Source organism: Mesorhizobium sp. M6A.T.Cr.TU.017.01.1.1 (assembly GCF_004023115.1).
Classification (GTDB): domain Bacteria; phylum Pseudomonadota; class Alphaproteobacteria; order Rhizobiales; family Rhizobiaceae; genus Mesorhizobium; species Mesorhizobium mediterraneum.
This window is the reverse complement of record NZ_RZTA01000020.1, coordinates 1-23,330: the sequence shown is the minus strand read 5'-3', so window position 1 is coordinate 23,330 and position 23,330 is coordinate 1. Positions and strand designations below refer to the sequence as shown.

At 62.3% G+C, this 23,330-nt stretch carries 23 protein-coding genes; 10 read left to right on the top strand and 13 right to left on the bottom strand.

All coding sequences use genetic code 11. The features are described 5' to 3' along the window. Positions 1-40 precede the first annotated feature (40 nt). Together phnE (EOB36_RS09080) and phnE (EOB36_RS09075) are read left to right on the top strand one after the other, a co-directional pair. Positions 41-1,015 carry a phosphonate ABC transporter, permease protein PhnE gene (gene phnE, locus EOB36_RS09080; protein WP_128284712.1) on the top strand — a complete coding sequence of 325 codons (975 nt, stop codon included), beginning with the start codon at positions 41-43 and terminating at the stop codon, positions 1,013-1,015. Between the two features lie 4 nt (positions 1,016-1,019). Then, the gene (phnE, locus tag EOB36_RS09075) at positions 1,020-2,579 is read left to right on the top strand and encodes a phosphonate ABC transporter, permease protein PhnE (RefSeq protein ID WP_128284711.1); all 1,560 of its coding nucleotides are present in this window, start codon (positions 1,020-1,022) and stop codon (positions 2,577-2,579) included. Between the two features lie 20 nt (positions 2,580-2,599). On the opposite strand, the gene EOB36_RS09070 is transcribed toward phnE (EOB36_RS09075), so the two are convergent. The 3 genes from EOB36_RS09070 to EOB36_RS09060 all read right to left on the bottom strand — a co-directional run bounded on the left by EOB36_RS09070 (position 2,600) and on the right by EOB36_RS09060 (position 6,080). Next, complete coding sequence (locus EOB36_RS09070; RefSeq protein ID WP_128284710.1) at positions 2,600-3,454, bottom strand: sugar phosphate isomerase/epimerase; 855 nt, start codon at positions 3,452-3,454, stop codon at positions 2,600-2,602. 226 nt (positions 3,455-3,680) lie between these two features. Then, positions 3,681-4,868, bottom strand: coding sequence for a Gfo/Idh/MocA family oxidoreductase (locus EOB36_RS09065; RefSeq protein WP_128284709.1), 1,188 nt, complete (start codon positions 4,866-4,868; stop codon positions 3,681-3,683). Positions 4,869-5,024: 156 nt separating this feature from the next. Continuing rightward, positions 5,025-6,080, bottom strand: coding sequence for a sugar phosphate isomerase/epimerase (locus tag EOB36_RS09060; protein WP_128284708.1), 1,056 nt, complete (start codon positions 6,078-6,080; stop codon positions 5,025-5,027). 396 nt (positions 6,081-6,476) lie between these two features. Between EOB36_RS09060 and EOB36_RS09055 the strand changes: the two genes are divergently transcribed. From EOB36_RS09055 to EOB36_RS09035, 5 genes are read left to right on the top strand one after another with little or no spacing between them, the layout of a single operon-like run. Beyond that, positions 6,477-7,364, top strand: a complete 888-nt coding sequence (locus tag EOB36_RS09055) for a sugar phosphate isomerase/epimerase (protein ID WP_128284707.1) — start codon at positions 6,477-6,479, stop codon at positions 7,362-7,364. 57 nt (positions 7,365-7,421) lie between these two features. Further along, positions 7,422-8,591: a mandelate racemase/muconate lactonizing enzyme family protein gene (locus tag EOB36_RS09050; protein WP_128284706.1), complete on the top strand. Its 1,170-nt coding sequence runs from the start codon at positions 7,422-7,424 to the stop codon at positions 8,589-8,591. A 2-nt stretch (positions 8,592-8,593) separates the two neighbouring features. Continuing rightward, complete coding sequence (locus tag EOB36_RS09045) at positions 8,594-9,307, top strand: FadR/GntR family transcriptional regulator (protein ID WP_126104826.1); 714 nt, start codon at positions 8,594-8,596, stop codon at positions 9,305-9,307. Between the two features lies 1 nt (position 9,308). After that, positions 9,309-10,289 carry a hydroxyacid dehydrogenase gene (locus tag EOB36_RS09040; protein WP_128284705.1) on the top strand — a complete coding sequence of 327 codons (981 nt, stop codon included), beginning with the start codon at positions 9,309-9,311 and terminating at the stop codon, positions 10,287-10,289. Between the two features lie 42 nt (positions 10,290-10,331). After that, positions 10,332-10,718, top strand: a complete 387-nt coding sequence (locus EOB36_RS09035) for a hypothetical protein (protein WP_245467704.1) — start codon at positions 10,332-10,334, stop codon at positions 10,716-10,718. 11 nt (positions 10,719-10,729) lie between these two features. Here the strand turns inward: EOB36_RS09035 and EOB36_RS09030 are convergent, their stop codons facing one another. Continuing rightward, positions 10,730-12,025 carry an amidase gene (locus EOB36_RS09030; protein ID WP_128284704.1) on the bottom strand — a complete coding sequence of 432 codons (1,296 nt, stop codon included), beginning with the start codon at positions 12,023-12,025 and terminating at the stop codon, positions 10,730-10,732. 121 nt (positions 12,026-12,146) lie between these two features. Between EOB36_RS09030 and EOB36_RS09025 the strand changes: the two genes are divergently transcribed. Beyond that, positions 12,147-12,494: a GFA family protein gene (locus EOB36_RS09025; RefSeq protein ID WP_128284703.1), complete on the top strand. Its 348-nt coding sequence runs from the start codon at positions 12,147-12,149 to the stop codon at positions 12,492-12,494. 2 nt (positions 12,495-12,496) lie between these two features. Here the strand turns inward: EOB36_RS09025 and EOB36_RS09020 are convergent, their stop codons facing one another. Continuing rightward, positions 12,497-13,405, bottom strand: coding sequence for an SDR family oxidoreductase (locus EOB36_RS09020; RefSeq protein WP_128284702.1), 909 nt, complete (start codon positions 13,403-13,405; stop codon positions 12,497-12,499). A 94-nt stretch (positions 13,406-13,499) separates the two neighbouring features. Between EOB36_RS09020 and EOB36_RS09015 the strand changes: the two genes are divergently transcribed. After that, complete coding sequence (locus EOB36_RS09015) at positions 13,500-14,069, top strand: helix-turn-helix domain-containing protein (RefSeq protein ID WP_128284701.1); 570 nt, start codon at positions 13,500-13,502, stop codon at positions 14,067-14,069. A 45-nt stretch (positions 14,070-14,114) separates the two neighbouring features. Here EOB36_RS09015 and EOB36_RS09010 read toward each other — a convergent pair whose 3' ends face one another. Further along, entirely contained in the window at positions 14,115-15,326 is a 1,212-nt protein-coding gene (locus tag EOB36_RS09010; RefSeq protein ID WP_095488467.1) for an MFS transporter, read from the bottom strand. 92 nt (positions 15,327-15,418) lie between these two features. On the opposite strand from EOB36_RS09010, the gene EOB36_RS09005 reads away from it, so the two are divergent. Next, the gene (locus tag EOB36_RS09005) at positions 15,419-16,390 is read left to right on the top strand and encodes an AraC family transcriptional regulator (RefSeq protein ID WP_095488245.1); all 972 of its coding nucleotides are present in this window, start codon (positions 15,419-15,421) and stop codon (positions 16,388-16,390) included. 54 nt (positions 16,391-16,444) lie between these two features. Here EOB36_RS09005 and EOB36_RS09000 read toward each other — a convergent pair whose 3' ends face one another. From EOB36_RS09000 to EOB36_RS08970, 7 genes are all read right to left on the bottom strand, one after another. Further along, positions 16,445-17,530, bottom strand: coding sequence for an ABC transporter ATP-binding protein (locus tag EOB36_RS09000; RefSeq protein WP_095488243.1), 1,086 nt, complete (start codon positions 17,528-17,530; stop codon positions 16,445-16,447). After that, a complete protein-coding gene (locus EOB36_RS08995; protein WP_128284700.1) occupies positions 17,530-18,639 on the bottom strand; it encodes an ABC transporter ATP-binding protein in 1,110 nt (369 codons plus the stop codon). Before EOB36_RS08995 ends, EOB36_RS09000 begins: the two co-directional genes overlap by 1 nt. Next, the gene (locus tag EOB36_RS08990) at positions 18,636-18,845 is read right to left on the bottom strand and encodes a hypothetical protein (protein ID WP_128284699.1); all 210 of its coding nucleotides are present in this window, start codon (positions 18,843-18,845) and stop codon (positions 18,636-18,638) included. The genes EOB36_RS08995 and EOB36_RS08990 overlap by 4 nt, the downstream gene beginning before the upstream one ends. Then, complete coding sequence (locus EOB36_RS08985; protein WP_128284698.1) at positions 18,842-19,801, bottom strand: carbohydrate ABC transporter permease; 960 nt, start codon at positions 19,799-19,801, stop codon at positions 18,842-18,844. Before EOB36_RS08985 ends, EOB36_RS08990 begins: the two co-directional genes overlap by 4 nt. A gap of 1 nt (position 19,802) precedes the next feature. Next, complete coding sequence (locus EOB36_RS08980; protein ID WP_128284697.1) at positions 19,803-20,708, bottom strand: sugar ABC transporter permease; 906 nt, start codon at positions 20,706-20,708, stop codon at positions 19,803-19,805. Positions 20,709-20,781: 73 nt separating this feature from the next. Next, on the bottom strand, positions 20,782-22,098 hold the full coding sequence (locus EOB36_RS08975; RefSeq protein ID WP_095488235.1) for an ABC transporter substrate-binding protein: 1,317 nt from the start codon (positions 22,096-22,098) through the stop codon (positions 20,782-20,784). Between the two features lie 357 nt (positions 22,099-22,455). After that, a complete protein-coding gene (locus EOB36_RS08970) occupies positions 22,456-23,136 on the bottom strand; it encodes a TetR/AcrR family transcriptional regulator (protein WP_126104816.1) in 681 nt (226 codons plus the stop codon). Positions 23,137-23,330 lie beyond the last annotated feature (194 nt).

Genomic DNA, 23,330 nt, shown 5'->3' with positions numbered 1-23,330 from the left:
CGCCGGCGGCGTTGCCGCATCATGGGCCAGGGATCGATAAATGAGTGCGACCGACGTTTATCGTGCGCCTGCGCTTTCACCGGAGGGAGCCACTGTCGAGCGGCACTGGCGTGACCTCGCCGCCCGCCGGCGCCTTTACACGATCGGAGGCCTGGTTTTCCTGTTTCTGGCGCTCTCTGGCTCGCTCTGGTTCGCCAACGAAACCAACGCCGGAAAGTTCTTCGACCGCCTTCCCTACATCGCCGACTTTTTCACCGAATTGAAGCCGCGCGACTGGTTCGACCCGGTGCGTGCGCTGTTCGACCTGCCGTCACCCTATGACGATGGCAGCCTCAAGTTCGACTACCCCGAAGGCCGGGTCTACCTGACCCAAAGCATCTACGTTCCGGAATACTCCTACCGGATGATCGAGACGCTGAACATTGCCCTGTTTTCGACGCTGGTGGGCTCCACATTCGGTTTCCTGCTCTGCTTCCTGGCTGCGGGCAATATCACGGCCAGCCGCTGGCTCCGTTTCACCACGCGTCGCTTCCTTGAGATGGTCCGCGCCTTTCCGGAAATCGTAATCGCCGGCTTCTTTCTGGCGGTCTTTTCGCTAGGACCCATTCCGGCGATCCTCGCGGTCAGCATCCACACCGTCGGCGCACTCGGAAAAATGTTCTTCGAAGTGGTCGAGAATGCCGACATGAAGCCTGACGAAGGCTTGCGAGCCGTTGGCGCCAATTGGGTCGAACGGGTGTGGTTCGGCATCGTGCCTCAGGTTCTGCCCAACTTCATGAGCTATTTCCTGCTCCGCTTCGAGATCAATGTGCGCGCTTCGACCATTCTCGGCGCCGTCGGCGCCGGCGGCATCGGTGAATCCCTGCGTCTTTCGATCGGCAGAGGCCACGAGGCCAAGACGATTGCCATCGTCTTTCTGCTGTTCTGCACGATTGTCGCCGTCGACCAGTTTTCGGCATGGCTGAGACATCGTCTTGTCGGCCGGCAAGCGTTCGCATACGGGCGCGGAGAGTAAGGCCATGAACGCCGACGCCATCGACGACATCGCCACTCGCCATCCGGACGCGTTCCGGCGATCCCTATGGAAGCGCTATGCCGCCCCGATCGGCATCCTTCTTTGCATTCTCTACACATTCTATTGCGCGTGGTTCTTCTCGATCGGCACCGTTCTCGAAAAGGCGAACTGGAACCTTGCCGGCGCTTATCTTGCCGACTGGGTGTCTTACGAAATCCGGCCTGACATCGAATTCAAGGACAACTATCTGACGATCGACTACTCCCGCTTTTCCAAGCTGGGATCCAATCCAAATCCCGATTGGGTGGCCAAGCAGATGGCCGTGATCGAGCGGCGCGCCGACGCAGCACCGGCACCGGCGATCGCGACCGGCAAGTCATCGCAGGACTCGTTTATGGCGCCTGGCGCGCCAACCGCCGAGAAGCCGGCCGCCCCGTCGGACCAATCCGCCCCGGCTGCGCCTGAAACGGTGCGCGAAAACGCCGTCGTGGCGGCGGACGTCGTCTTTGGCAATGGCCGGATCGCCATCACGCCAAACCTTGTCACCGTGACGCGCGGCGCCGAAAGCGTCATCTTCGACATCGCCAAGGACAGTTCTGTGACGCCGCGCACGCCGCTGCCTGACTGGATCGAGCAACGCAGGCCAGGCTCGACAGCCTATATCTCGTTCGGATTTCTCGGTCGCGCCGAGGTGCAAGATGACGAAGTCGTCGCCTGGAGACGTTTCTTCGGTTGGGCCAATTTCGTGTTTGACACGAACTCGCCATTCTGGGGAAAGCCGTTCGGCGAGGTCGCGTCACTGATTATATCCGGGGCACGCATCGACCCGTCGCGATCAAACGCAGCGCTCGCCTGGGACAACATCCTCAACAACGCCGAGTGGCAGCACGGCGACGTCTGGCTGAAACTTTTGCAAACCATCGTCATGGCTTTTGTCGGCACGGTGCTGGCCTCGATCGTCGCCTTTCCGCTCGCCTTCCTGGCTGCTCGCAACGTCACGCCGAGCCGGATAGCCAATCAAGTAACAAAGCGCTTCTTCGATTTCCTGCGCTCGGTCGACATGCTGATCTGGGCGCTGTTCTTCACGCGCGGCTTCGGTCCGGGACCGCTGGCCGGCATGTCGGCGATCTTCTTCACCGACACCGGAACCTTGGGCAAACTCTATTCCGAGGCGCTGGAAAACATCGACGACAAGCAGCGCGAAGGCATCCGCTCGGTTGGCGCCACGCCGGCAATGGTGCAGCGCTATGGCGTGCTGCCCCAGGTTCTGCCGGTATTCCTTAGCCAATCCCTCTATTTCTGGGAATCGAACACCCGGTCAGCGACGATCATAGGCGCTGTCGGCGCCGGCGGCATCGGCCTGAAATTATGGGAGGCGATGCGCACCAACACCAATTGGGCCAATGTTTTCTATATGGTTCTGTTGATCCTGGTTGTCGTCTTTATCTTCGACAACATTTCCAGTTTTCTCCGCCGCAAACTGATGGGATCGGTCGGAAACGGCAACGAGGAGCGGCGCGAGCGAGCGCCCGCCGGCCTGCCGCCGGCGGCTCGGGTCGCCTGAAAGGAAGGCTTAGCTGCGTGCTAAGCACCAGCCCTCTTCCAGCCGCTCTTGATGTGCTTGTAGCCGTCGCGATAGACGGCTTCCGGACTTTCCGAAAAGTCGCGCCAGACCTTGGTTGCCGCCGCCAAATCCTTCAGCGAGCGGCCGAAGGCCTCGATCGTCAGCCAGTCGTCATAGCCGCTCTTGCGGATGGCCGAAAACGTCTCCTTCCACGGAATGTGGCCGCGCCCAGGCACGCCGCGATCGTTCTCCGAAATATGGATATGGACGATATTCCTGCGGTTGCGCGTATAGGCGCCGATCGGGTCGGCTTCCTCGATATTGGCGTGGAAGGTGTCGTACATCGCCTTGATGTGCGGCCGGTCGATTGCGTCGATATGCTCCGACAGATCATCCATCGTGTTGAGCAGATAGCATTCAAAGCGGTTGAGCGCCTCCAGCCCGATGGTGACGTTCTTGTTGCCGGCATGGTCGCCGATGGCGCGTTGCGAGGCAACGGAGCGCTTCTTCTCCGCCGCCGTCGGCCCACTGCCGGAAAAGGCGCCGAGCGTCGAATGCAGCGGGCCGCTCAACGTTTTGGCGCCGAGCGCAGCTGAGCAGTCGATCGCCCATCTCATATAATCGATGCCGACCTTGCGCGTTCCGCCATCGGCCGAGATCAGATTCATCGCCGGATCGCCCATTGCCGAAACCGCGGTGCGCTCCAGTCCGATGCGGTCGAGCAGTTCGCCAAGTTTTGTGTAGTCGTCGGGCGTGCCGGAAAAGACCGGAATCTCGACGCCATCAAAGCCGGTCGCCTTGATATCTCTGAGCAATGACTCGTGTTTCTTCGATACGGCCGTCGTCCACAAAAACATGCACATGCCGATTTTCATCGACACTCCCTCCCCTTTGACAGCCGGCTGGCTCCTCCGCCGACTTCGCCACAAGCCCCCTCATCCGGCCGCTTCGCGGCCACCTTCTCCCCGCTGGGGAGAAGAGGCAGACGCCAGCGCCGGCGATCTCCTCTCCCCTCGGGGAGAGGTCGGATTGCCCCGAATTGCCCTTGCAATTCGGCTGGCAATCCGGGTGAGGGGGCTTCCCGTTAACCGGGCGCAGCGATTAAAGCTTCGTCCAGGCTCCATTCTTCTTCGACGACTTCACGCAGGCCTCGATGAAGGCCATGCCTTCGACGCCATCCTGGATGGTCGGGAAGACGACATCCTTAGCCGGCTTGCCGCCTTTGCGGCGCGCCGCGCGGATGGCGCGGGCCGCCTCTTGATAGATATTGGCGAAACCTTCGAGATAGCCTTCCGGGTGGCCTGACGGAACCCGGCTGACACGCCCGGCGACGGGCAGCGCGCCAGCGCCATTGCGGGTGATCAACTGCTTCGGCTGGCCGAACGGCGTGTACCAGAGATAGTTCGGGTCGGCCTGCACCCATTCAAGCCCGCCCTTCGAGCCGTAGATGCGCAGCTTCAGCCCGTTCTCGTGACCGGGCGCCACCTGGCTCGCCCAGATCATGCCCTTGGCCGGGTGCGACTTGCCGACCGGTTTGAAGCGCAGCATCACGTTGACATTGTCATCGAGCTGCCGCCCCGGCACGAAAGCATCGAGATCTGCCGATAGCGAATCGAGCTCCAGCCCGCAGACGAAGCGCGCGAGATTGTAGGCATGCGTGCCGATGTCGCCCAGCGCACCCCCAGCGCCGGCCTGCTTGGGGTCGGAGCGCCAGGACGCCTGCTTCTGGCCGGTGGCGGCGAGGTCTTCGGTCAACCAGTCTTGCGGATATTCCGACTGCACGATCCGGATGTCGCCGAGCTGCCCCTTGGCCACCATCTCCCGCGCCTGCCGTATCATCGGATAGGCGGTGTAGTTGTGGGTGAGCACGAAGACCTTGCCGGTCTTTTCGACCAGTGCCGCCAGTCTCTTTGCCTCGGCCAGCGTCGTCGCCAGCGGCTTGTCGCAGATGACGTGGATGCCGGCCTCGAGAAATGCCTTCGCCGCCGGCACGTGCACATTGTTGGGCGTGACGATGGCTACCGCTTCGATGCCGTCCGGTCGCTTGGCCTCGGCCTTGGCCATCTCAGCGAAAGAGCCGTAGCTGCGCGTGGGATCGAGCCCGAGTTCCGCGGCGGACGCTTTCGCACGCGCCGGATCCGACGATAGGGCACCTGCCACCAGCATGAACTCATTGTCCATGCGCGCCGCGATCCGGTGCACGGCACCGATGAAGGCGCCTTGCCCGCCGCCGACCATGCCGTAGCGGATCGGGCCGCCTCCCGTTTCCGACTTCGATGCGCCGACCATGATTTTCTCCCTCGTCGTCTGAGATACCCCTCCCCCTTGAGGGGAGGGTGGCCCGAAGGGCCGGGAGGGGTCGGTTCATGCCGAGCTCTACGCCCAGCGACCCCACCCCGATCCGCTACGCGGATCGACCCTCCCCTCGAGGGGAGGGAAGCCGTGCTAGATTCCCATCATGGAGCGCAGCACCTTTTTGTCGGTCGCGCCGCCGGCGAAGTCGTCGAAGGCCTTTTCCGTCACCCTGATGATGTGGTGCTCGATGAAGGGAGCGCCTTCGGCCGCGCCGTCCTCCGGATGCTTCAGGCAGCACTCCCATTCCAGCACCGCCCATGAATCATAGTCATATTGAGCAAGCTTGGAGAAAATGCCGCCGAAATCCACCTGCCCGTCGCCGAGCGAGCGGAAACGCCCGGCCCGGTTTGTCCAGCTCTGATAGCCGGAGTAGACGCCTTGCCGGCCGGTCGGATTGAACTCGGCATCCTTGACGTGGAACGCCTTGATCCGCTCGTGATAGATGTCGATGAATTCGAGGTAGTCGAGCTGCTGCAGCAGGAAATGCGACGGGTCGTAATTGATGTTGCAGCGCTTGTGGCCGCCCACCGCGTCGAGGAACATCTCGAAGGTCGCGCCGTCGAACACGTCTTCGCCCGGATGGATCTCGTAGCCAAGGTCGACGCCATTGTCCTCATAGACATCGAGGATCGGCTTCCAGCGTTTGCCGAGTTCGGAAAATGCTTCCTCGATCAATCCCGCCGGCCGTTGCGGCCACGGATAAAGGTAGGGGAAGGCCAACGCTCCGCAAAAGGATACCGACGCCTTGAGCCCAAGATTTTTCGAAGCCTTGGCGCCGAATTTCATCTGTTCGACCGCCCACTGCTGCCTGGCTTTAGGATTGTTGTGAACCGCAGGCGGCGCGAAGCCGTCGAACTGCGCGTCGTAAGCCGGATGCACCGCCACCAACTGCCCCTGCAGATGCGTCGACAGCTCGGTGATCTCGACGCCGGCCTCGGTGCAGATGCCCTTTACCTCGTCGCAATAGGCCTGAGAAGACGCCGCTTTCTCGAGGTCGAACAGCCGGCTGTCCCAGGTCGGGATCTGCACGCCCTTGTAGCCCAGCCCGGCCGCCCACCTGGTGATCGACGGCAGCGAATTGAACGGCGCGGCATCGCCCGCGAACTGCGCCAGAAACAGCCCAGGCCCCTTCATTGTCGACGGCATCGGCATCCTCCCTAATTTTTCCACGACCAAGCATAGCGCCGATTGAAAGCAGGGCCAGCCTCTTTGGTCTTTTCGCACAGTGCGTTACGCATCGCTGCTCTGGTATTACCAAATGTCGAAATCTCGTCAAGCCACCTTGCTTGCCATCCGAAGCCTGCAACCATGCCGAGTTGCGCGACATATTGCAGTGTAATCAATGATGTAAACCGGCCATCAGAGCGAAAATCCTGCACTTCTTGCCGTTCAGATCAAATTGCTGTAGACCTCGCTTCAGGCCCAATTGGTCGAACCAGTTTACGAAGAACGCTGGAGCGCCTTGGGGAGGAATCATGCGGCGCGCTCCGATGGGTGCGTTGCAGGCGAGGTGTTACAGGCGAATTCTGGGAAGGACAGACCATGCATCTTTCGACGCACAACTGGATGCGGGCGGAGCCATTGGAGACGACGCTCAAGCGCATCAAGAAATTCGGCTATGAGTCGATCGAGATTTCCGGCGAGCCCGAGCAATACAAGACCAACGAGACGCGTGCGCTCCTGAAGGAGCACGGCATCCGCTGCTGGGGGGCGGTGACGTTGATGCTGGGCGAGCGCAATCTCGCCGCCAAGGACCAGGGCCAGCGCGAGCGCTCCGTGCAGTACGTCAAGGACGTGCTGACCATGGTCAGCGAGCTCGATGGCGAGATCATCACCCTCGTTCCCGCGACCGTCGGCAAGGTGGTGCCGGACGGCACCGAAGAAGAAGAATGGAAATGGGTGGTCGACGCCACCAGGGAGTGCTTCACCCATGCCAAGAAGGTCGGCGTCAAGATCGCGGTCGAGCCGCTCAACCGCTTCGAGACCTATCTGTTCAACCGTGGCGCCCAGGCGCTGGCGCTGGCCGATGCGGTCAGCCCCGAATGCGGTGTCTGCCTCGACGCCTACCACATCCACATGGAAGAATTTAACGTCTATGACGCCATCCGGCAGGTCGGCAAGCGGCTGTTCGACTTCCATGTCGCAGACAACAACCGCTTCGCCGCGGGGCTCGGACAGATCGACTGGCCGAAGATCGTCGGCACGCTGAAGGAGGTCGGCTACGACGGCGCGCTGACCAATGAGTTCGTCGCCCCTGTCGACCGCACGCCGGCCGCTCCCTATCCCGACATGGTCGAGCGCAATCCAGTCGACATCTCGCCGGAGCAGCTGAAGTTCATCCAAGACCACGGTTCCAGCGTGCTCACGGAGAAATTCTACACCGACCAGATGCGCATCAATGCTGAAACGCTGCTGCCGCTGATCAAGTAGTCGGTCCGTTTGGGAATGAGCCTTCCGCCCTGACCGGCGGCAGGGCCGGGGATGAACATGCGCATCAAGACGGTCCAAGCCTGGTGGGTCCGCATACCGATCGAAGCCGCGAAGCAGCATCGCAGCGACTTCGGTCAGGTGACGACGTTCGACGCCGCCATCTTGCGCATCGAGACCGCTGATGGGCTGGTCGGCTGGGGCGAAGGCAAGAATGCCGCCGGCAGCACCGGCAGCTACGGCGCCCTTGTCCACATGCTGAACCACGAAGTCGGCCCGCAGCTGATCGGCTGCGATCCGGCTGACATCGGGGTGATCTGGGAGATGCTCTACAATGGCGTGCGCCACGACAGCGCCGCGCAAAACGGCCACGCCATGCCGCAACTGGCGCGGCGCGGCATCAGTGTCGCGGCGATCAGTGCCGTCGACATCGCATTGTGGGATATTCTGGGCAAGTCGCTGGGGGTGCCGGTCTGGCGGCTGCTCGGCGGCCGCAAGCTCGAACGCATGCCGGCTTATGCTTCCGGTGGCTGGGCCTCCACCGAGGCGATCGGCGACCAGTTGAAATCCTATATCGCCAAGGGCGGCTTCAAGGCGCTGAAAATGCGGATCGGCGCGATGGACGGCACCCCGCACAATTCCGCCGCCCGCGTCCGCGCCGCCAGACAGGCGCTCGGCCCCGAAGTCGACCTGATGGTCGATGCGCATGGCACCTACACTGTGGCGGAGGCCAAGCGCTTCATCCATCTCGCCGGCGATCTCGATCTGGCCTGGTTCGAGGAGCCGGTCATCGCCGACGATAAGCCTGGGATGGCCGAAGTGCGGGCGTCCGGCTCCATCCCGATCGCCACCGGCGAAAGCGAGGCGACGCGCTATGCGTTCCGCGACCTCGCCATGCTCAAGGCGGCCGATATTTTCCAGCCGGATCCGGCCTTTTGCGGCGGCATCAGCGAGGCGATGAAGATCGGCACCATCGCCAGCGCCTTCAATTTGCGCTTCGCGCCGCATCTGTGGGCCGGCGCCCCTTGCTTCTTTGCCGGGCTGCATGTCTGCGCTGCTTCGCCGGCTAGCTTTACCGTCGAATATTCGCTCGGCGCCAACCCGATGATCCACGATCTTATCGAAGAGACTGTCGAAGCAAAGGACGGTATGATAGCGATCCCCGAGAAGCCCGGACTGGGATTCACCCTTTCGGAACGGTTCCTGGAGGCGCACGCGCTACGCGGCTGATCATGAAAGAAAAGAACCTCCTCGCGGAACTCGCCGCCTATCTGTTCTCCCATTCCGACAAGGCGACGGGCCGAACGCCGTCTGAGCGTGAACTGGCGGAGCATTTCGCCGTCAGTCGCGGCCAGATCCGCGAGGCGCTGGCCATCCTCGAAGCCATGCGCATCGTCGAGCGCCGGGCCAAATCCGGCATCTATATCGACACCAAGCAGCCCAGCGTTGAGGCGATGGCACTGTTTGCGCGGGCCGGCCTGCCGCTCGACCCGATTATGATCTACGAGACGGTCGAGTTGCGCAAGATCCACGAAATCAAGGCCGCTGAGCTTGCCTGCTCACGTGCCACCGAGGAAAATTTCGAGCGGCTGCGCGAAATCCTGAAGGCTTCGGAGGATCGCATTGCTGCGGGCGAAGGCCTCGCCAAGGAGGACCGCGAGTTTCATCTTGAGATCGTGCGAGCAACCAAGAACAGCGTTTTTCACAACATATGCAGCGTCTACTACATGATGGGCGAGCAACGCCTGCCGATCTATTTCAACGATCCCGAACGCAGCGTGCGCTCGCATGCGGAGCACATCCAGATCTATGAGGCGCTGCTGCGCCGCGACGGCAACCTCGCCCAGGCGCTGATGAGCGCCCATTTGCAAGGCGCGGAGAGCTACTGGAAAGGCTTGATCGAAGGCCGCGAAGAAACTCAAAGCCCAGCGCTCGAACAGGTCTGATATGCCTAGAATCCTGTCGACGCACACGCTGCACCCGCGCGCCTCCGCCATGCTGACCGGTGCCGGTGAACTCGTCGTCGCCTCCGCCCTCGATGCGCACACGCTGGCGACTGAGGCGAGGGACGCCGATATCATCATCGTTCGCGCGCCGCTGCCATCAGCGCTTTTCGAGGGCGCGACGAAGCTCCGGGCCGCAATCCGCCACGGTGCCGGGCTCGACATGGTCCCCATGGAAGCGGCCACCGCAGCCGGCGTGCTGGTCGCAAACGTGCCGGCGGTCAATGCACGGTCGGTCGCCGAATACGTGATGTTCGCGGCCCTGGCGCTGCTTCGGCGTTTCCGCCTGGTGGACCGCGACTTGCGGGCGAAGGGCTGGCTGGCCGGCCGCGACCACACCACTCTCGCCAGCGAGCTCGCCGGCAAGACGATCGGCATTGTCGGCTTTGGCGCTATCGGACAGGCAGTCGGCCACATAGCGGCGCATGGTTTCGACCTGAACGTGGTGGCGACGACGCGCAGCATGGGGCCGGCGCTGGACAGGGTCGGCTTTCTGTCGATCGACGCGCTGGTCGAGCAGAGCGACATCATCGTTCTGTGCTGCCCGCTGACACCGGAGACGCGCGGCCTGATCAACCGCGAGCGCATCGCCCGCATGAAGCCGCATGCGCTGCTGATCAATATTTCGCGCGGGCCGGTGATCGACGACGACGCGCTGATCGAAGCGCTGCAAAAGGGCCGTATCGGCGGTGCCGCGCTCGATGTCTTTGCGACGCAGCCGCTGCCTTCCAATCATCCTTATTTCGGCTTCGACAATGTCATCGTCACCCCGCATATGGCAGGGATCACCGAACAGTCGATGATGCGCATGGGCGTCGGGTCGGCTGATGAAACCTTGCTGGTGCTGGCCAACAAATTGCCGGTCAACCTGCGCAATCCCGAAGTGGTCGAGCACTACCGGCGGCGGTTTCCGGCCGACGCGTAGCGTCACCGCCGTTTCGCCCTATTTCTCCACGACGCTGGACCCATGCTCGTTCTTCGCCGCATGGCGCTGCTTGCTGCCATGTTTTCGATCTGCGTCCTGCCCTCGCTCGCTGTGGCGGAGAGCAGTTATGTCTATTGCGACAACGGCTTGCGCTGCGTGATGGCGCCCTGTCCATCGAACAGCGCGCTCGATCTTGCCACGGGCAAGATCATCAAGGGCGTGTCGATCGACATCGATGAATTGCCGCGGGAGGACGAGGCGCTCGATCTCTCGGACAAGCTCTACGCCGGCAAGGTCGTGGTTTTCGGCTCGATCGAGAACCGGACCCAGACCCTCAACGGCAAGCGATACACTCTGCCATGGCTGGTCGCGACCGGTATCGAACGCGCCTCCAGGGACAGCGAACGCAGCCACTGTTCGTCGCATTGACGTTCACGTCTTCAGTGGCCAAGCAGTGCCTCGACCCCCGCAGCGATGCGCAGGAGACGGTGGTCGTGGCCGTTGCGCGCCACCAGCATCAGCCCGGCCGGGCGCGCCATTCCCGGCATCGGCAGCGAGATCGCGCAGAGGTCGAACTGGTTGGCGACCTGGGTGTTGCGCAGCAGCAGCCCTTCCGTATGCTCACATAGAACTTCGTCGCTGGTCATTGACACGATAGTCGGCGCGGTGACCGGCGTGGCCGGCAGGGCCAGCACATCGACAGACGCCAGCCGCTCGTCCATGGCGGCGACAAGCGCCGTGCGGCGGCGGATTGCCCTTATATAGGCTGTGGCCGGAACGGCGGCAGCGCGCGACAGTGGCTCGCTCACCCGCGGATCGACCGGTGTCGTCGCACCTGTCGCCAGCCAATCTGCGTGGACCTCGGCACCCTCCATCGCCGCGATCGAGGCCCGCTTGGTTACCGCGCGCAAATCGGCAAGGAGGTCATCGATGGACAGATCGGCGAGACGCGCGCCCGCAAGCTCTACCTTGCCAACACATCGGTCGAACGCCGCCGCGACCTCTTCTTCCATATCCTCGAAGAGCACGCCGCGTGGAACGCCGATGCGCAGGCCGTCCAGCGGAAGCGGAACCAGTGCCACAGGCTCCTCGCCCGCCATCACCGCGTCGGCTGCGGCACATTCGGCAACGGTGCGCGCGAGTGGGCCGATGGAGTCGAGCGTGTTGGACAGCGGGAAAACGCCATCGCGTGGCACACGCCGTGCGGTCGGCTTGAAGCCGACGACACCGTTCAGCGACGCCGGAATGCGGACCGAACCGCCGGTGTCGGAACCGATCGAGATGTCGCTTGTGCCTTCGGCAACGGAAACACCGGCGCCGGAGGATGAGCCACCCGCAATCCGGCTGGTGTCGGTCGCATTGCCAGGCGTGCCGTAATGCGGATTGACGCCGATCGCGGTGAAGGCAAATTCGGTCATGTTGGTCTTGCCGAAGATGACGGCACCCGCCTGCCGTAATCGTCGAACGATGACGGCATCCCGCAGCGCCGGCGCCGCGGTGCCGAGCAACAACGAACCGGCTGTGGTCGGCTCGCCGGCGACGTCGAACAGATCCTTGATCGACACAATCGCTCCGTCGAGCGGTCCAAGTGTGACGCCAGCCTTGCGCCTGATATCGGCGGCATCGGCGGCTGCCCGCCCGGCTTCCGGATAGAGTTTTACGAATACGCTTTCATTGTCCGCGCGGACGGCGAGACGCGAAAGGACGACTTCGAGGCGGTCGCGGGCAGATTGCATTTTCGGTGTCGGACTCCGGACGCCTGCAACGTCTTACAGGCAACGACTGGTGCGTGACCTGCAGAGACATAACCCGGCACAAGCACATTTGCACCCCTATCGAACAGAAGGAGGAGACCGAATGCTCTACAAAGGCAGCTGCCACTGCGGCAAGATCGCCTTCGAGGTCGAAGGCGATCTGACCGGGGCCGTGCGATGCAATTGCTCGATCTGCTCGCGCAAGGGCGCACTGCTATGGGCCGTGCCGCACGACGCATTGCGGGTGCTTGCCTGGGGCGACGATCTTGGCCGGTACACTTTCGGCAACCATGTCATCGCCCACCGGTTTTGCCGGACCTGCGGCATTCACCCCTTCGCCGAGGATGTCAGCGAAGGGAGCGAACGAAGCGCCTATGTCAACATCCATTGCATAGACGATTTCGATCTGGCCGCTGTGCCGGTTTTCGACTTCGACGGCCGCGCGGTCTGAACCTACCTATAGCCAGTCGCATCGGCCGGCCTGCCGGCGTCCTGGACCTCCGGAACATATCGCCAGGCGTCAGGCTGCGACCCATCGAGATCGGTAAAGCCATAAACCCGCGCCAGCCCGCCGCTGGACAGCGACTGCCCGTTCCAGCGTGAGAGATCAGGGTCCGTCGCCAGCGCCGTCACCGCGCGGCCAACGAAGCGCGGTGTCTCCGAAATGATGAAATGCGGCACCTTCGCTGTCGCATCACGCCAGTTATCCTCCGTCACCCCAAAAGCTTCCAACATCATTTCCGAACGCAGCCAGCCGGGTGTCAGCGAAATCGAGGTGGCACCGTGCGGGGCAAGGTCCTGGGCATGGGCCCAGGCCATGCGGGTCACCGACACTTTGGCGAGGTCGTAGAACGGGGAAAGCCGATAGTGGTCTGCATTATACTCGGCGGTGCCGTCGGTGACTTCGACAAGCAGCCCGCCCGGACGCTCGATCAGAAGCGGCAGCGCGTAATGCGCGGTGATCAGATGCGTGTCGATGCCCAGCCGCAACATGCGCAAACCATTCGTGAGATCATGCTCCCAAACCGGCTTGTTCCATTCGAACAGCTTTTCGCCGCCCCAGATGTCGTTGACCAGTATATCGAGACGGCCCTGCTCCGCACGGATTCGGTCGACCAATTTGCGCACGTCTTCCGAAATCAGATGATCGACCTGCACGGCAATGCCCTTGCCGCCAAGCGCCGAAACCAGTTCCGCCGTTTCCTCGATGGTTTCAGGACGCGCATATTCGGACGGATGCCCGCGCGTCGACCTGCCGGTGACGTAAACAGTTGCGCCGGCAGCGCCCAGTTCGACTGCAACGCCTCGGCCGGCGCCACGCGTGGCGCCCGCGACCAGAGCGACTTTTCCACGAAGCCTCATTAGGCTCTCCCAAAGCTCGATTCGACCAGGAGGTGCTGGTCTCTGCCGGTGCCATAATATATAAATGATCATTCGGTTATAAATGGATGTCAAGATGCCCCGGCCAAAAACCCAGTCCGACGAAGACGTGCTCGAAGCGGCGAACCGGCTGATCCACGCGCATGGCCCGGAAGCGCTCACCTTTGAGCGGCTGTCCGTAGCCTGCGGGCTGTCCGGCTCGACGCTGGTGCAGCGTTTCAAAAGCAAGGCCACTCTGAAGCAGAGGGCTCTGTTGCAGGCATGGGACCGGCTTGATGACAAGACGGCGAGGCTGTCGAAGACGATCCCAAGAACCCCTGGTGGAGCGATTGGGCTGCTGGTGGCGCTATCGCAGGACTATGGCGGCATAGAATCCTATGCCGAAGGCCTTCTGGTGCTGCGCGAGGATCTGCGCGATCCGCTGCTTCGCGGACGCGGCGCGTCGTGGAAAGCTTCTCTGTGTGACGTGCTCGACGCCTGTTTTGCCTCAGCAGCCGATCCGCCTGAAGGCATCGGCCTGCTCATGGCTTCGCACTGGCAGGGCTCGCTGCTGTGGTGGAGCTTCGACCCCAAGGTCGAAGTGGCCGCTTATGTCGAAAACAGCCTGACCCGTTTCGTAACGGCGATAACGGCCCGAAGAGCGTAACCGATCTCCGGGCCGATCAAAGATGAATCCGCAAGGGCGGACGGGCTAGTCTGCGTGCTTCGGACCAAGCAGGAACGCCGCCAAGGCCGCCAGCAGCGTCGCGATCCCGCAATAGGCGAACGCACTGGCAACGCCGGCATTGTCGACCAGCAGGCCGCCGAAAACGGCGCCCAGCGCAATGGCCACCTGGAACGTGGCCACCATCAGCCCGCCGGCGCTTTCAGCCTGATCGGGAGCGGCTCGCACCAGCCAGGTTTGCAGTCCGACCGGCACCGCGCCGAAGGCAAAGCCCCAGGCGGCAACCGCTATCGCCGCAACGACTGGCGAGGCTCCGAGAGTAAGCAGCAAGGCGGCTGCCACAGCAATCAGCAAAGGCGCCAGGCCGACGGCGGTTTTGAGGCTGCGCTCGGCCATGAAGCCACCGGCAAAATTGCCGAAAAACCCACCGATGCCATAGGCGAGCAGCACCAGAGAGATCGTCTCGATGTCCAGCGCAGGCACCTTCTCAAGAAACGGGCGGACATAGGTGAAGCCGGCAAAGTGTCCCGAAGCGACCAGCAGGACCACCAGAAGCGCAATCCTGATCATCGGGCGCTTCATCACGTCCAGCAAGGTCCGAACGCTTGCCACGCCCGCCGGCGGCAGCTTCGGAAGGGTGGCGATCTGCACGAGCAGCGCCAGGGCGCCGACAACAGCTGCGATCATGAAGGCCGTTCGCCATCCCCAGATGTCGCCGACATAGGCACCGACCGGGGCGGCGCAGACCGTCGCCACCGAAACGCCGGTGAGGATGATCGACATGGCGCGCGGCATCAGCCGCATCGGTACAAGCCGCATCGCCATGGCCGCCGACATCGACCAGAAGCCGCCGAGACTGATCCCGAGCATGATGCGAGCGATCAGAAGAACGGGAAGCGAGGAGGCAAACGCCGCCACCAGGTTCGACAGGATCAGCAGCACCGTCAGTCCCCACATGACCAGCCTGCGGTCCAGGCGTTTGGTGATGATGGCCATGGTCGGAGCGGCTATCGCGCCGACAACGGCCGTCGCTGTCACCGCTTGGCCCGCAGTCCCTTCCGTCACGCCGAGGTCCTGCGCCAGCGGCGTCAGCAGACTGGCAGGCAGGAATTCTGCGGTCACCAGCCCAAACACCCCAAGCGCAAGGGACACGACCGCCCCCCACGCCGGCTCGGCTCGTTCGTCGGTTTCCGCGGGATCAAGAACGGCGTCCATGACGCCTGTCGCGGGTTCGGTCATGATGGAATCTCCGGTCTGGTTGCAGCGCAGCATTTGGCTGCAATGCAACATAGGGAATGACCGCCTGGAGTTTCCATGCTAGAAACACCATCATGCTTGACTATTCGTCCAAAGTTCCGATCACCGGCGATCCGCTGACAGACATATTGCGCGGGTTACGGCTCGACGGCGTCGAATACGGCCGCTGTGAAATGCAGGAGCCCTGGGGCCTCCAGTTTCCGGCCCAGACGGCGGCACGGTTTCATTTCATCGGCCGCAAGGGATGTTGGCTGCTGCAACCGTCCGGCGAATGGGTGGAGCTCAAGGCGGGCGACGCGGTGCTGCTGCCGCGTGGTGCAGCACACGTCCTGGCGAGCGAGCCGGGTATCGAGGCTTCGCCGATCCAGGGCTACAAGGTCGCCGAGGTCTGCAAGGACGTTTACTGCATGTCCAATGAAGGTCGCCGGCCGGGGACGCTGCTTTTTTTCGGCAGCATGTATTTCAATCTCGACGGTTTGCACCCATTGCTCGGCATGATGCCGGACGTGATGCGCGCGCACGAGTTGGAAGCCTATGAACCCGGCATCCCGCATCTGCTGGAGGCCATGGCCCGCGAAGTGACGATGGAGCGCGTCGGATCCGGCGGCATCCTTGCACGGCTTGCCGATGTGCTCGCCGCCACCGTCATCCGCTCGTGGGTCGAGCGCGGCTGCGGCGACTCGTCCGGATGGATCGCGGCGGTGAGAGACCGCGAGATCGGCCGCGTGCTGGCGGCAATCCACCTCGAACCGGACCGCGATTGGACCGTGGAAACGCTCGCCAGGATGATGGGCGCCTCGCGATCGGGTTTCGCGGAACGCTTCGCGACGATCGTCGGTGAAACCCCGGCCAGATATGTCACCCAGGTGAGAATGCACCAGGCACGGCAATGGCTGGTCCGCGACCGGCTGAAGATTTCCGTCGTCGCCGCGCGCCTGGGCTATGAATCCGACGCGTCCTTCAGTCGGGCGTTCAAGCGCGTCATCGGATCGGCTCCCAGCCATTTCCGGGCCGAGGAACAGGCCGAGACCCGTCAAGCCGGCTAAGCCTGGCCAGAGGCTTCAAGCCGCGTAGTATCTCCTCCGCCGAACTGACGCGCTCTAGCCCGCGTGACGGAGGCTTATCCCGCTAGCCTTGTCGAACAGCACCACCTTGTCCGGATCCCAGGCAAAGCGCACCGGCTGCTCGATCTCGACATCGGTTCTGGCCGGCACCGTGGCCCGCAGCATGGCGTCGCCGACGCGCAGCGTCAGGATCTTTTCGACGCCATGGTTCTCGACATCGTGGACGCGCGCCTCCACCGGCGCCCCGCTCTCGAGATAGACATCCTCGGGACGAATACCGAAGACGAGCGGGCGACCGTCGGTCGCACCGCTCGTCTTGGCCCCCCCCGCAAAAGGCAGTTCGAAATTCAGCGGTGCCATCACCGCGCGGCCGTTGACGAGCTTGCCGTCGATGAGGTTCATCGGCGGCGAGCCGACGAAGCTCGCCACATAGGTGTCGCGCGGATTGTTGTAGATCTCATACGGCGTGCCGGTCTGGACGATGCGGCCATGGTTGAGCACGCCGACCTTGTCGCCCATCGACATCGCCTCGATCTGGTCGTGCGTCACGAACAGGAAGGTCTGACCAAGGTTCATTTGGATGTTCTTCAGCTCGGTGCGCAGCGCTTCGCGCAGCTTGGCATCGAGCGCCGAAAGGGGCTCATCCATCAGGAATACGCGGGGCTTCCTGACGATGGCGCGACCAATCGAGACGCGCTGCATCTCGCCGCCCGAGAGGCGATCCGTCTTGCGCTCGAGCAGATGCTCGATGCGCAAGGTCTTGGCAACGCGGTCGACGCGCGTCTTGATCTCATCGGGCTCGATGCGCCGGATTTTTGGCTTCAGCGGGAATTCGAGGTTTTCGCGAACCGTGTAGCGCGGATAAAGCGAATATTGCTGCAGCACCAGCGCCACGTCGCGCTCGGCTGCACCCCAGTCAGCGACGTCAGCGCCGTCGATGAGTATTTGCCCCTCGTCCGGCTTTTCCAGGCCGGCGATCATGCGCAGCGTCGTCGTCTTGCCGGCGCCGGTCTCGCCGAGCAGCACGAAGAACTCGCCGTCGGCAATGTCGAGATTGAGCCCGGTCAATGCGGTGTGATTGCCGAATGTCTTCGAGATGTTCTTGAGCTGGATATGGGCCATCAGAGTCTCACCCCCAGCGAATTGCCGCTTGTCGTGTCGAAGAAGTGCGCCTGCGCCGGGTCGAGCTTGGCGAAGACCTGGACCCCGGGCTTGCCGACGAAACCGGAGCGGGTGCGGGCACGCAACATCTGTGCCCCGACCTTGAGGTCGACAATGTCGTAGGAGCCAAGCGGTTCGATGATGTGCGCCTCGACCGGCAGATAACCGTCCGCTGCCTCGCGCGAGACCATCACTCCTTCGGGGCGGATGCCGAGCGCAAGGCGGTCCTGCCCGACGTTCGCGGCGTCGAGCTGGCCGACCAGCTCGGCCGGGAAAAGGAACCCTTCCGCGGCCCCGTCGACGGTGACCCTGGCGCCGGAGCCGTTCATCGTCACCGCCGCGTTGGCGACGTTCATCACAGGCGAGCCGACGAATTGCGCGACGAACAAATTGGCCGGGTGCGTATACACGTCCGATGGGCTGCCTACCTGTTGCAGAACGCCCTCATGCATGATGACGATGCGGTCGGCTAGGCTCATCGCCTCGATCTGGTCGTGGGTGACGTAGATGGTGGTCGAGCCCTGCTTGATGTGCAGCCGCTTGATCTCCGCGCGCATCTCCTCGCGCAGCTTGGCGTCGAGCGCGCCGATCGGCTCGTCCATCAGCATCGCTTTCGGCCGCCGCACCAGCGCCCGGCCGATGGCCACGCGCTGCATGTCGCCGCCCGACAGCGCCGACGGCTTCTTGCCGAGCAGGTCGGTGATCTGCAGCACTTTGGCGACCGAGCGCACCTCGCCGTCGATCTCCGCCTTGCTCTTGCGCATGGCGCGCAACGGAAAAGCGATGTTCTCGTAGACGCTCATATGCGGATAGAGCGAGAACGATTGGAACACCATGGCGATGTCGCGGTCGGCAGCCTTGAGATGCTGGACCGGCTTGCCGTCGATGAGAACATCGCCGCCGTCGATCGTCTCCAGCCCGGCGATGGCGCGAAGCGTCGTCGTCTTGCCGCAGCCCGACTGTCCGAGCAGCACGATGAACTCGTTGTCGTCGATCTTGAGATTGAGGTCCTTGATGACCTGAACGGCGCCAAAGAATTTCTGGACGCCACGAAGCTCGATCTGGGTCATGCGTGACCTTCTTTTTCCGGGGTGCCGGTCGCCTGCGGCTTCTGCCTTGGACCGACCCAGCCGGTGATCATGAACGTTAGCAACCCGACGATGATGATCGTCAGCCCGTAGCGGTGCAGGAAGAGATTCCACGGCTGGCAGAGCGCGATGATGCCGCACACCATCACGATCTCGGCCGTGCGCTGGATTGTAGCATGGCGGATCATTTGCGGATCGCTCCGAAGGACATGCCGCGCAAGAGGTGGTTGCGGAGCAGGAAGGTGAAGATCGCGACCGGCAGCAGGAACAGGAAGGTTCCGGCGGCGATCACCGTCCAGTCCGACAGGCCGGAGCCGACCTGGCTGGGGATGAAGGGCGGTGCCGTCTGGGCGCGTCGGTTAGTCATGATCAGCGCGAAGGCATATTCGTTCCACGCCGTGATGAAGCAGAACACGGCGGTGGCGGCGATGCCGGTGGCGGCCTCAGGCAGCACGATCTTGAAGAAGGCTTCTATGCGCGTGTAGCCGTCGACGAGCGCCGCCTCCTCGTACTCCTTCGGAATTTCGTCCATAAATCCCTTCATCAGCCATACAGAGAAGCTGAGGTTGAAGGCGGTGTAGAGAATGATCAGGCCCCAATGCGTGTCGTTGAGGCCGACGACCCGGTACATCAGGAACATCGGGATCGCCACCACCACCGGCGGCAGCATGCGGGTCGACAGGATGAAGAACAGCAGGTCCTGTTCCCCCTTTATCTTGAAGCGCGAGAACCCGTAAGCGGTGAAGGTGCCCATGCCGACGGCCAGGATCGTCGAGGTGATGGCGACGATCAGCGAGTTCATGAAGCGGCTCGGATAACCGGACCACTGCACCTCGCCCCTGCCCGAGCGCACCACCTTCTCGCCGCCGTCAAACACCAGCCGCTCCCACCACGGGGCGGCGGCGTATTGTTCCGGCGTCGGCGCAGTGCGCAACTGCGACCGCTTGGTGAAGAGCTTTACGAAGGGTGATATCTCAGGCTGGAACATCACCGTCGGCGGAATGGTGGTGGCAAGGTTGCGCGGCTTGAAGGCCGTCGAGGCTATCCAGTAGATCGGCGCCAGGAAGATCATCGTGATGATCAGCACACCGACGATGGCGAGCTTGTTGAGCGAACGCTCGGTAGAGGTGGTGACAGCGGCCATTCTAGCGCTCCTTCACCTTGTTCAGGTATTTGACGTAGATGTTGGTGATAGCCAGGATCATGATCAGCACGATGTAGGCTAGCGCGCAGGAGCGCCCGGTCTGCCACTCCTGGAACGCCATCTTGTAGAGCCGGATCGAGATCACCTCGGTGGTTGGCTGGCTGGTCAGGATGTAGGCGAGATCGAAGGTCTTGAACGCCTCCATGGTGCGAAAGATGATCGCGATCATCAGGATCGGCGCGACCAAGGGCAGCGTGATGCGAAAGAAGGTGTAGAACGAGCCGGCGCGGTCGATCGCCGCCGCCTCGTAGAGGTGCTTCGGCACTGCCGACAGGCCGGCGAGCGACAGCAGCATCACAAAGGGTGACCACATCCAGATGTCGGTGATGGCAACCGCGTAGAGCGCCATGTCGGGGTTGGACAGCCACTCGAAGGAGCCGAGGCCGAGCGTATAGTTGATGATGCCGAAGGACGGATCGTAGAGCAGCTTCCAGAACAGGCCGACGACAGCCATCGACAGCATCATTGGCAACAGCAGCAGGGTCGTCAGCAGGCCCTTCAACGGGATATCGCGGTTGAGCAGCAACGCCACGCCGAAGCCGACGATGACCTGGCCGACGACGGAGACGATGACATATTTGGCGGTGATGGCGAAATTCGACCAGATGAACGGGTCGTTGAGCAGCTCGCGGTAATTCTGCAGTCCGACGAAATTGGCCGCCGCCGGGCTCGATGCGCGAAAGTCGGTGAACGAATAGCCGAGCGAATAGATCAGCGGAAAGATGTTGAAGACGATCAGGAAAACGATCGTCGGAACGATGAAGAGATTGCGGATCGTGAGATCGCTCATGCCGCGGGCGGCGGAGCGCGAGTTGGGATCCAGGGTGGTCATGACTGCAGTGGCCAAGGCCCGTTCCTTCCTTGTCCGGAAAAGAAAACGGAAGGGGCAGGCTACCGCCCCCTCCGAGCGTTAATGCCGTTTACTTCACGCGGTTGTATTTCTTGAACGTCGCGTTCCAATCCGCGGCGAGCGAATCGAGCACTTCCTTGGCCGTGCCCTGATTGCCGGTGATGTACGGATAGACGCGTTGGTTCATCTGGATGAGCAGCTCGGCATATTCCGGCGTCGCCCAGAAGTCCTTCACCTTGAACATGGTTTCGTAGAAGGCCTTGTTGTAAGGCGTGGCGTTTTGGAATTCAGGCGACTCGAGCACCTTGGCGCTTGCCGTGTAACCGCCGAGTTCCGCCCATTTCTTCTGCGTATCTTCCTTGATGAACCATTCCAGGAACTTCATCGCCTCTTCCTGATTCTGGGAATAGGAGATGACGGAGATGCCCTGGCCGCCGAGCGCGGCGAACTGGTCGCCGTTCGGTCCTGGAGGGTTGGCGAAGAAGCCGGTGGCCTTTGCATTCGGGTTCGAGGCTTCGTTGATGAGCGCCGGGAAGAAGGCGAAATAGTTCATGCTCATCGCCGCCAGGTTTTCTGTGATCGCCTGGTTGTCCTCGATGAAGAAGCTCTTGGCCCAACCAGGAGGAGTGAAGGAGTAGAGCTCCTTGTAAGCCTCGAGCGCCTTGACGTTCTGCTCGGAGTTGATGATCCCGTCGACCTTGTAACTGGCATAGTCGCCAAGTTCGCCGCCGAAGGAGAAGATGGCGTTCTCGACGCCCATCACCAGAGCGTCATACGAGTTATCGGTATAGATGGCGACGCCGTAGCGCTTCTCGTCGGGACGGTGGAAGAATTCGGCGATGTCGCGCAGCTGCTTCCAGTCCTTCGGTATGCCGAGATCGTAGCCGTACTTGGCCTTGAAGGCCTCCATCTCCTTCGGATCCTCGAACCAGTCCTTGCGATAGGACCAGCCGACCGCGTCGCCCTCGGCCGGGATCGACCAGTATTTGCCGGAGTTGGACGGATATTCGGCGTAGTATTTCACCGTCGCCGGCGCCATCACTTCCTTCAGATTGTGCTTGTTGAAGAAGTCGGTGAGGTCGACATAGTGGCCGGCCTCAGAGGCGGCGCCGATCCACTGGGAGTCGCCGACCACCATGTCGTAGGCGCTGCCCTTGGCGTTGAACTCGGTGAACGCCTTGGTCTGGAAGTCGGGCCAAGGCGTGGTTTCGACCGTGACCTTCACGCCGCTTTCGGCCTCGTAAAGGTTGACGAGTTCCTGCAAATAGTTTGCCGGATCCCATTCAGCCCAGAATATGGTGAGTTCCTTATCCTGCGCGTAGACGGACGTTCCGCAGGCGAGCACTAAGCCGATACCAGCAAGCATACTGGTCATTGTCTTGCGCATAATGATTTCCTCCCTTGTGCGCATTCTACCGTATCATGCGAGCCGGCGGCGAGCCGACCCTGGTAGTTCCTCCCGTGACGGCAGCGTTCCGGTTTTGAGCCTCCTCGCCCAGCCAGAAATGGCTCGCAGCCCTCACATTTAATCCGCTTTATTGTCCTGATCTGGTATTACCAATTTCCGGCGCACGTCAAGCTCTTTCTTGGACGATGGCAGGCCCTCAGACAAGCGGATTCCAGCAACATCTGCCTGTTTTTCTTAAATTTTCCTACTCCTTGATACGCAAGAGCCTTGTTTTGGCTGCGGCGCTACGATTATTGTCGGTACTTGACATCCCAATCTGGTCGAACCAGATCGATACTATTTCGTGGCTATCGCCGGCGCGCTTCTGTCTCCTTTGGCCATCGATTCCACCACTGCAGCTCGTACCAGGGCGCCGGCTGCCCATTGTGCTACCGACATCCTCTTGCGGCTGTCCAGCCCCCATATATCCTTCAGCACGATGAGCACTTCAACGCCGAAGATCAGCGACAGGGCCTGGGCCAGGCGCTTGAATTCGCGTGGCGGCAGCCTGTCCTTGAGCGGCGCGATCGCGTCCTTGAGCAGATCGACGCGATGGCCGCGCGTAAACGCCGGCTCGCCGCCCAGTGTGCCGGCCTGCCGCCGCGCCCACTGGTCGAGCGACAGCTTCAGCGCCGCCTTGAAGGTTGCCTCGAAGGCCTCGATGCGCGGCATGGCCGTGTCGAACAGTTCGACCACCCGGCGCTCGGGATCGGTCGAGGCTGATTTCCAGGTGAGGATCGGCCCGAGCCCTTCGTTGACCACCGCCTGCACCAGCGCCGCCTGGCTTGGAAAATACCGATAGGCGGTGGCGCGCGAGACTTCCGCCGCTTCGGCGACCTCGCTGACCGAGGGCGTGGCGCCCGCCTGCATCAGCCTTGTCGCCGTCTCCAGCATCAACCGCCTTGTGCGCGCCCGCGGTCCGCGCGCGGCAGAGCCGGCGTCCTCGGACACTGCCGCTTGTTGACGTGAGACATTCATGTCAATACGATACGCGCGTCTCAAAAAATTGCAATGGCCATCCCTCTGGTTACGTTGAAGCCCTACGGCGCCCCCCTCTGTCCTGCCGGACATCTCCCCCACGAGGGGGGAGATTGGCTGTCATCTGCACCTTCGCCAATCTCCAACATCGCATGGAAGGCGCCGATCGAGCGAACTGCCGATCTCCCCCCAAG

Bases quoted from the DNA above. Each gene is read 5' to 3' on its own strand.
- phnE (WP_128284712.1), top strand. From the start codon at position 41: ATGAGTGCGACCGACGTTTATCGTGCGCCTGCGCTTTCACCGGAGGGA.
- phnE (WP_128284711.1), top strand. From the start codon at position 1,020: ATGAACGCCGACGCCATCGACGACATCGCCACTCGCCATCCGGACGCG.
- EOB36_RS09070 (WP_128284710.1), bottom strand. From the start codon at position 3,454: ATGAAAATCGGCATGTGCATGTTTTTGTGGACGACGGCCGTATCGAAG.
- EOB36_RS09065 (WP_128284709.1), bottom strand. From the start codon at position 4,868: ATGGTCGGCGCATCGAAGTCGGAAACGGGAGGCGGCCCGATCCGCTAC.
- EOB36_RS09060 (WP_128284708.1), bottom strand. From the start codon at position 6,080: ATGCCGTCGACAATGAAGGGGCCTGGGCTGTTTCTGGCGCAGTTCGCG.
- EOB36_RS09055 (WP_128284707.1), top strand. From the start codon at position 6,477: ATGCATCTTTCGACGCACAACTGGATGCGGGCGGAGCCATTGGAGACG.
- EOB36_RS09050 (WP_128284706.1), top strand. From the start codon at position 7,422: ATGCGCATCAAGACGGTCCAAGCCTGGTGGGTCCGCATACCGATCGAA.
- EOB36_RS09045 (WP_126104826.1), top strand. From the start codon at position 8,594: ATGAAAGAAAAGAACCTCCTCGCGGAACTCGCCGCCTATCTGTTCTCC.
- EOB36_RS09040 (WP_128284705.1), top strand. From the start codon at position 9,309: ATGCCTAGAATCCTGTCGACGCACACGCTGCACCCGCGCGCCTCCGCC.
- EOB36_RS09035 (WP_245467704.1), top strand. From the start codon at position 10,332: ATGCTCGTTCTTCGCCGCATGGCGCTGCTTGCTGCCATGTTTTCGATC.
- EOB36_RS09030 (WP_128284704.1), bottom strand. From the start codon at position 12,025: ATGCAATCTGCCCGCGACCGCCTCGAAGTCGTCCTTTCGCGTCTCGCC.
- EOB36_RS09025 (WP_128284703.1), top strand. From the start codon at position 12,147: ATGCTCTACAAAGGCAGCTGCCACTGCGGCAAGATCGCCTTCGAGGTC.
- EOB36_RS09020 (WP_128284702.1), bottom strand. From the start codon at position 13,405: ATGAGGCTTCGTGGAAAAGTCGCTCTGGTCGCGGGCGCCACGCGTGGC.
- EOB36_RS09015 (WP_128284701.1), top strand. From the start codon at position 13,500: ATGCCCCGGCCAAAAACCCAGTCCGACGAAGACGTGCTCGAAGCGGCG.
- EOB36_RS09010 (WP_095488467.1), bottom strand. From the start codon at position 15,326: ATGACCGAACCCGCGACAGGCGTCATGGACGCCGTTCTTGATCCCGCG.
- EOB36_RS09005 (WP_095488245.1), top strand. From the start codon at position 15,419: ATGCTTGACTATTCGTCCAAAGTTCCGATCACCGGCGATCCGCTGACA.
- EOB36_RS09000 (WP_095488243.1), bottom strand. From the start codon at position 17,530: ATGGCCCATATCCAGCTCAAGAACATCTCGAAGACATTCGGCAATCAC.
- EOB36_RS08995 (WP_128284700.1), bottom strand. From the start codon at position 18,639: ATGACCCAGATCGAGCTTCGTGGCGTCCAGAAATTCTTTGGCGCCGTT.
- EOB36_RS08990 (WP_128284699.1), bottom strand. From the start codon at position 18,845: ATGATCCGCCATGCTACAATCCAGCGCACGGCCGAGATCGTGATGGTG.
- EOB36_RS08985 (WP_128284698.1), bottom strand. From the start codon at position 19,801: ATGGCCGCTGTCACCACCTCTACCGAGCGTTCGCTCAACAAGCTCGCC.
- EOB36_RS08975 (WP_095488235.1), bottom strand. From the start codon at position 22,098: ATGCGCAAGACAATGACCAGTATGCTTGCTGGTATCGGCTTAGTGCTC.
- EOB36_RS08970 (WP_126104816.1), bottom strand. From the start codon at position 23,136: ATGAATGTCTCACGTCAACAAGCGGCAGTGTCCGAGGACGCCGGCTCT.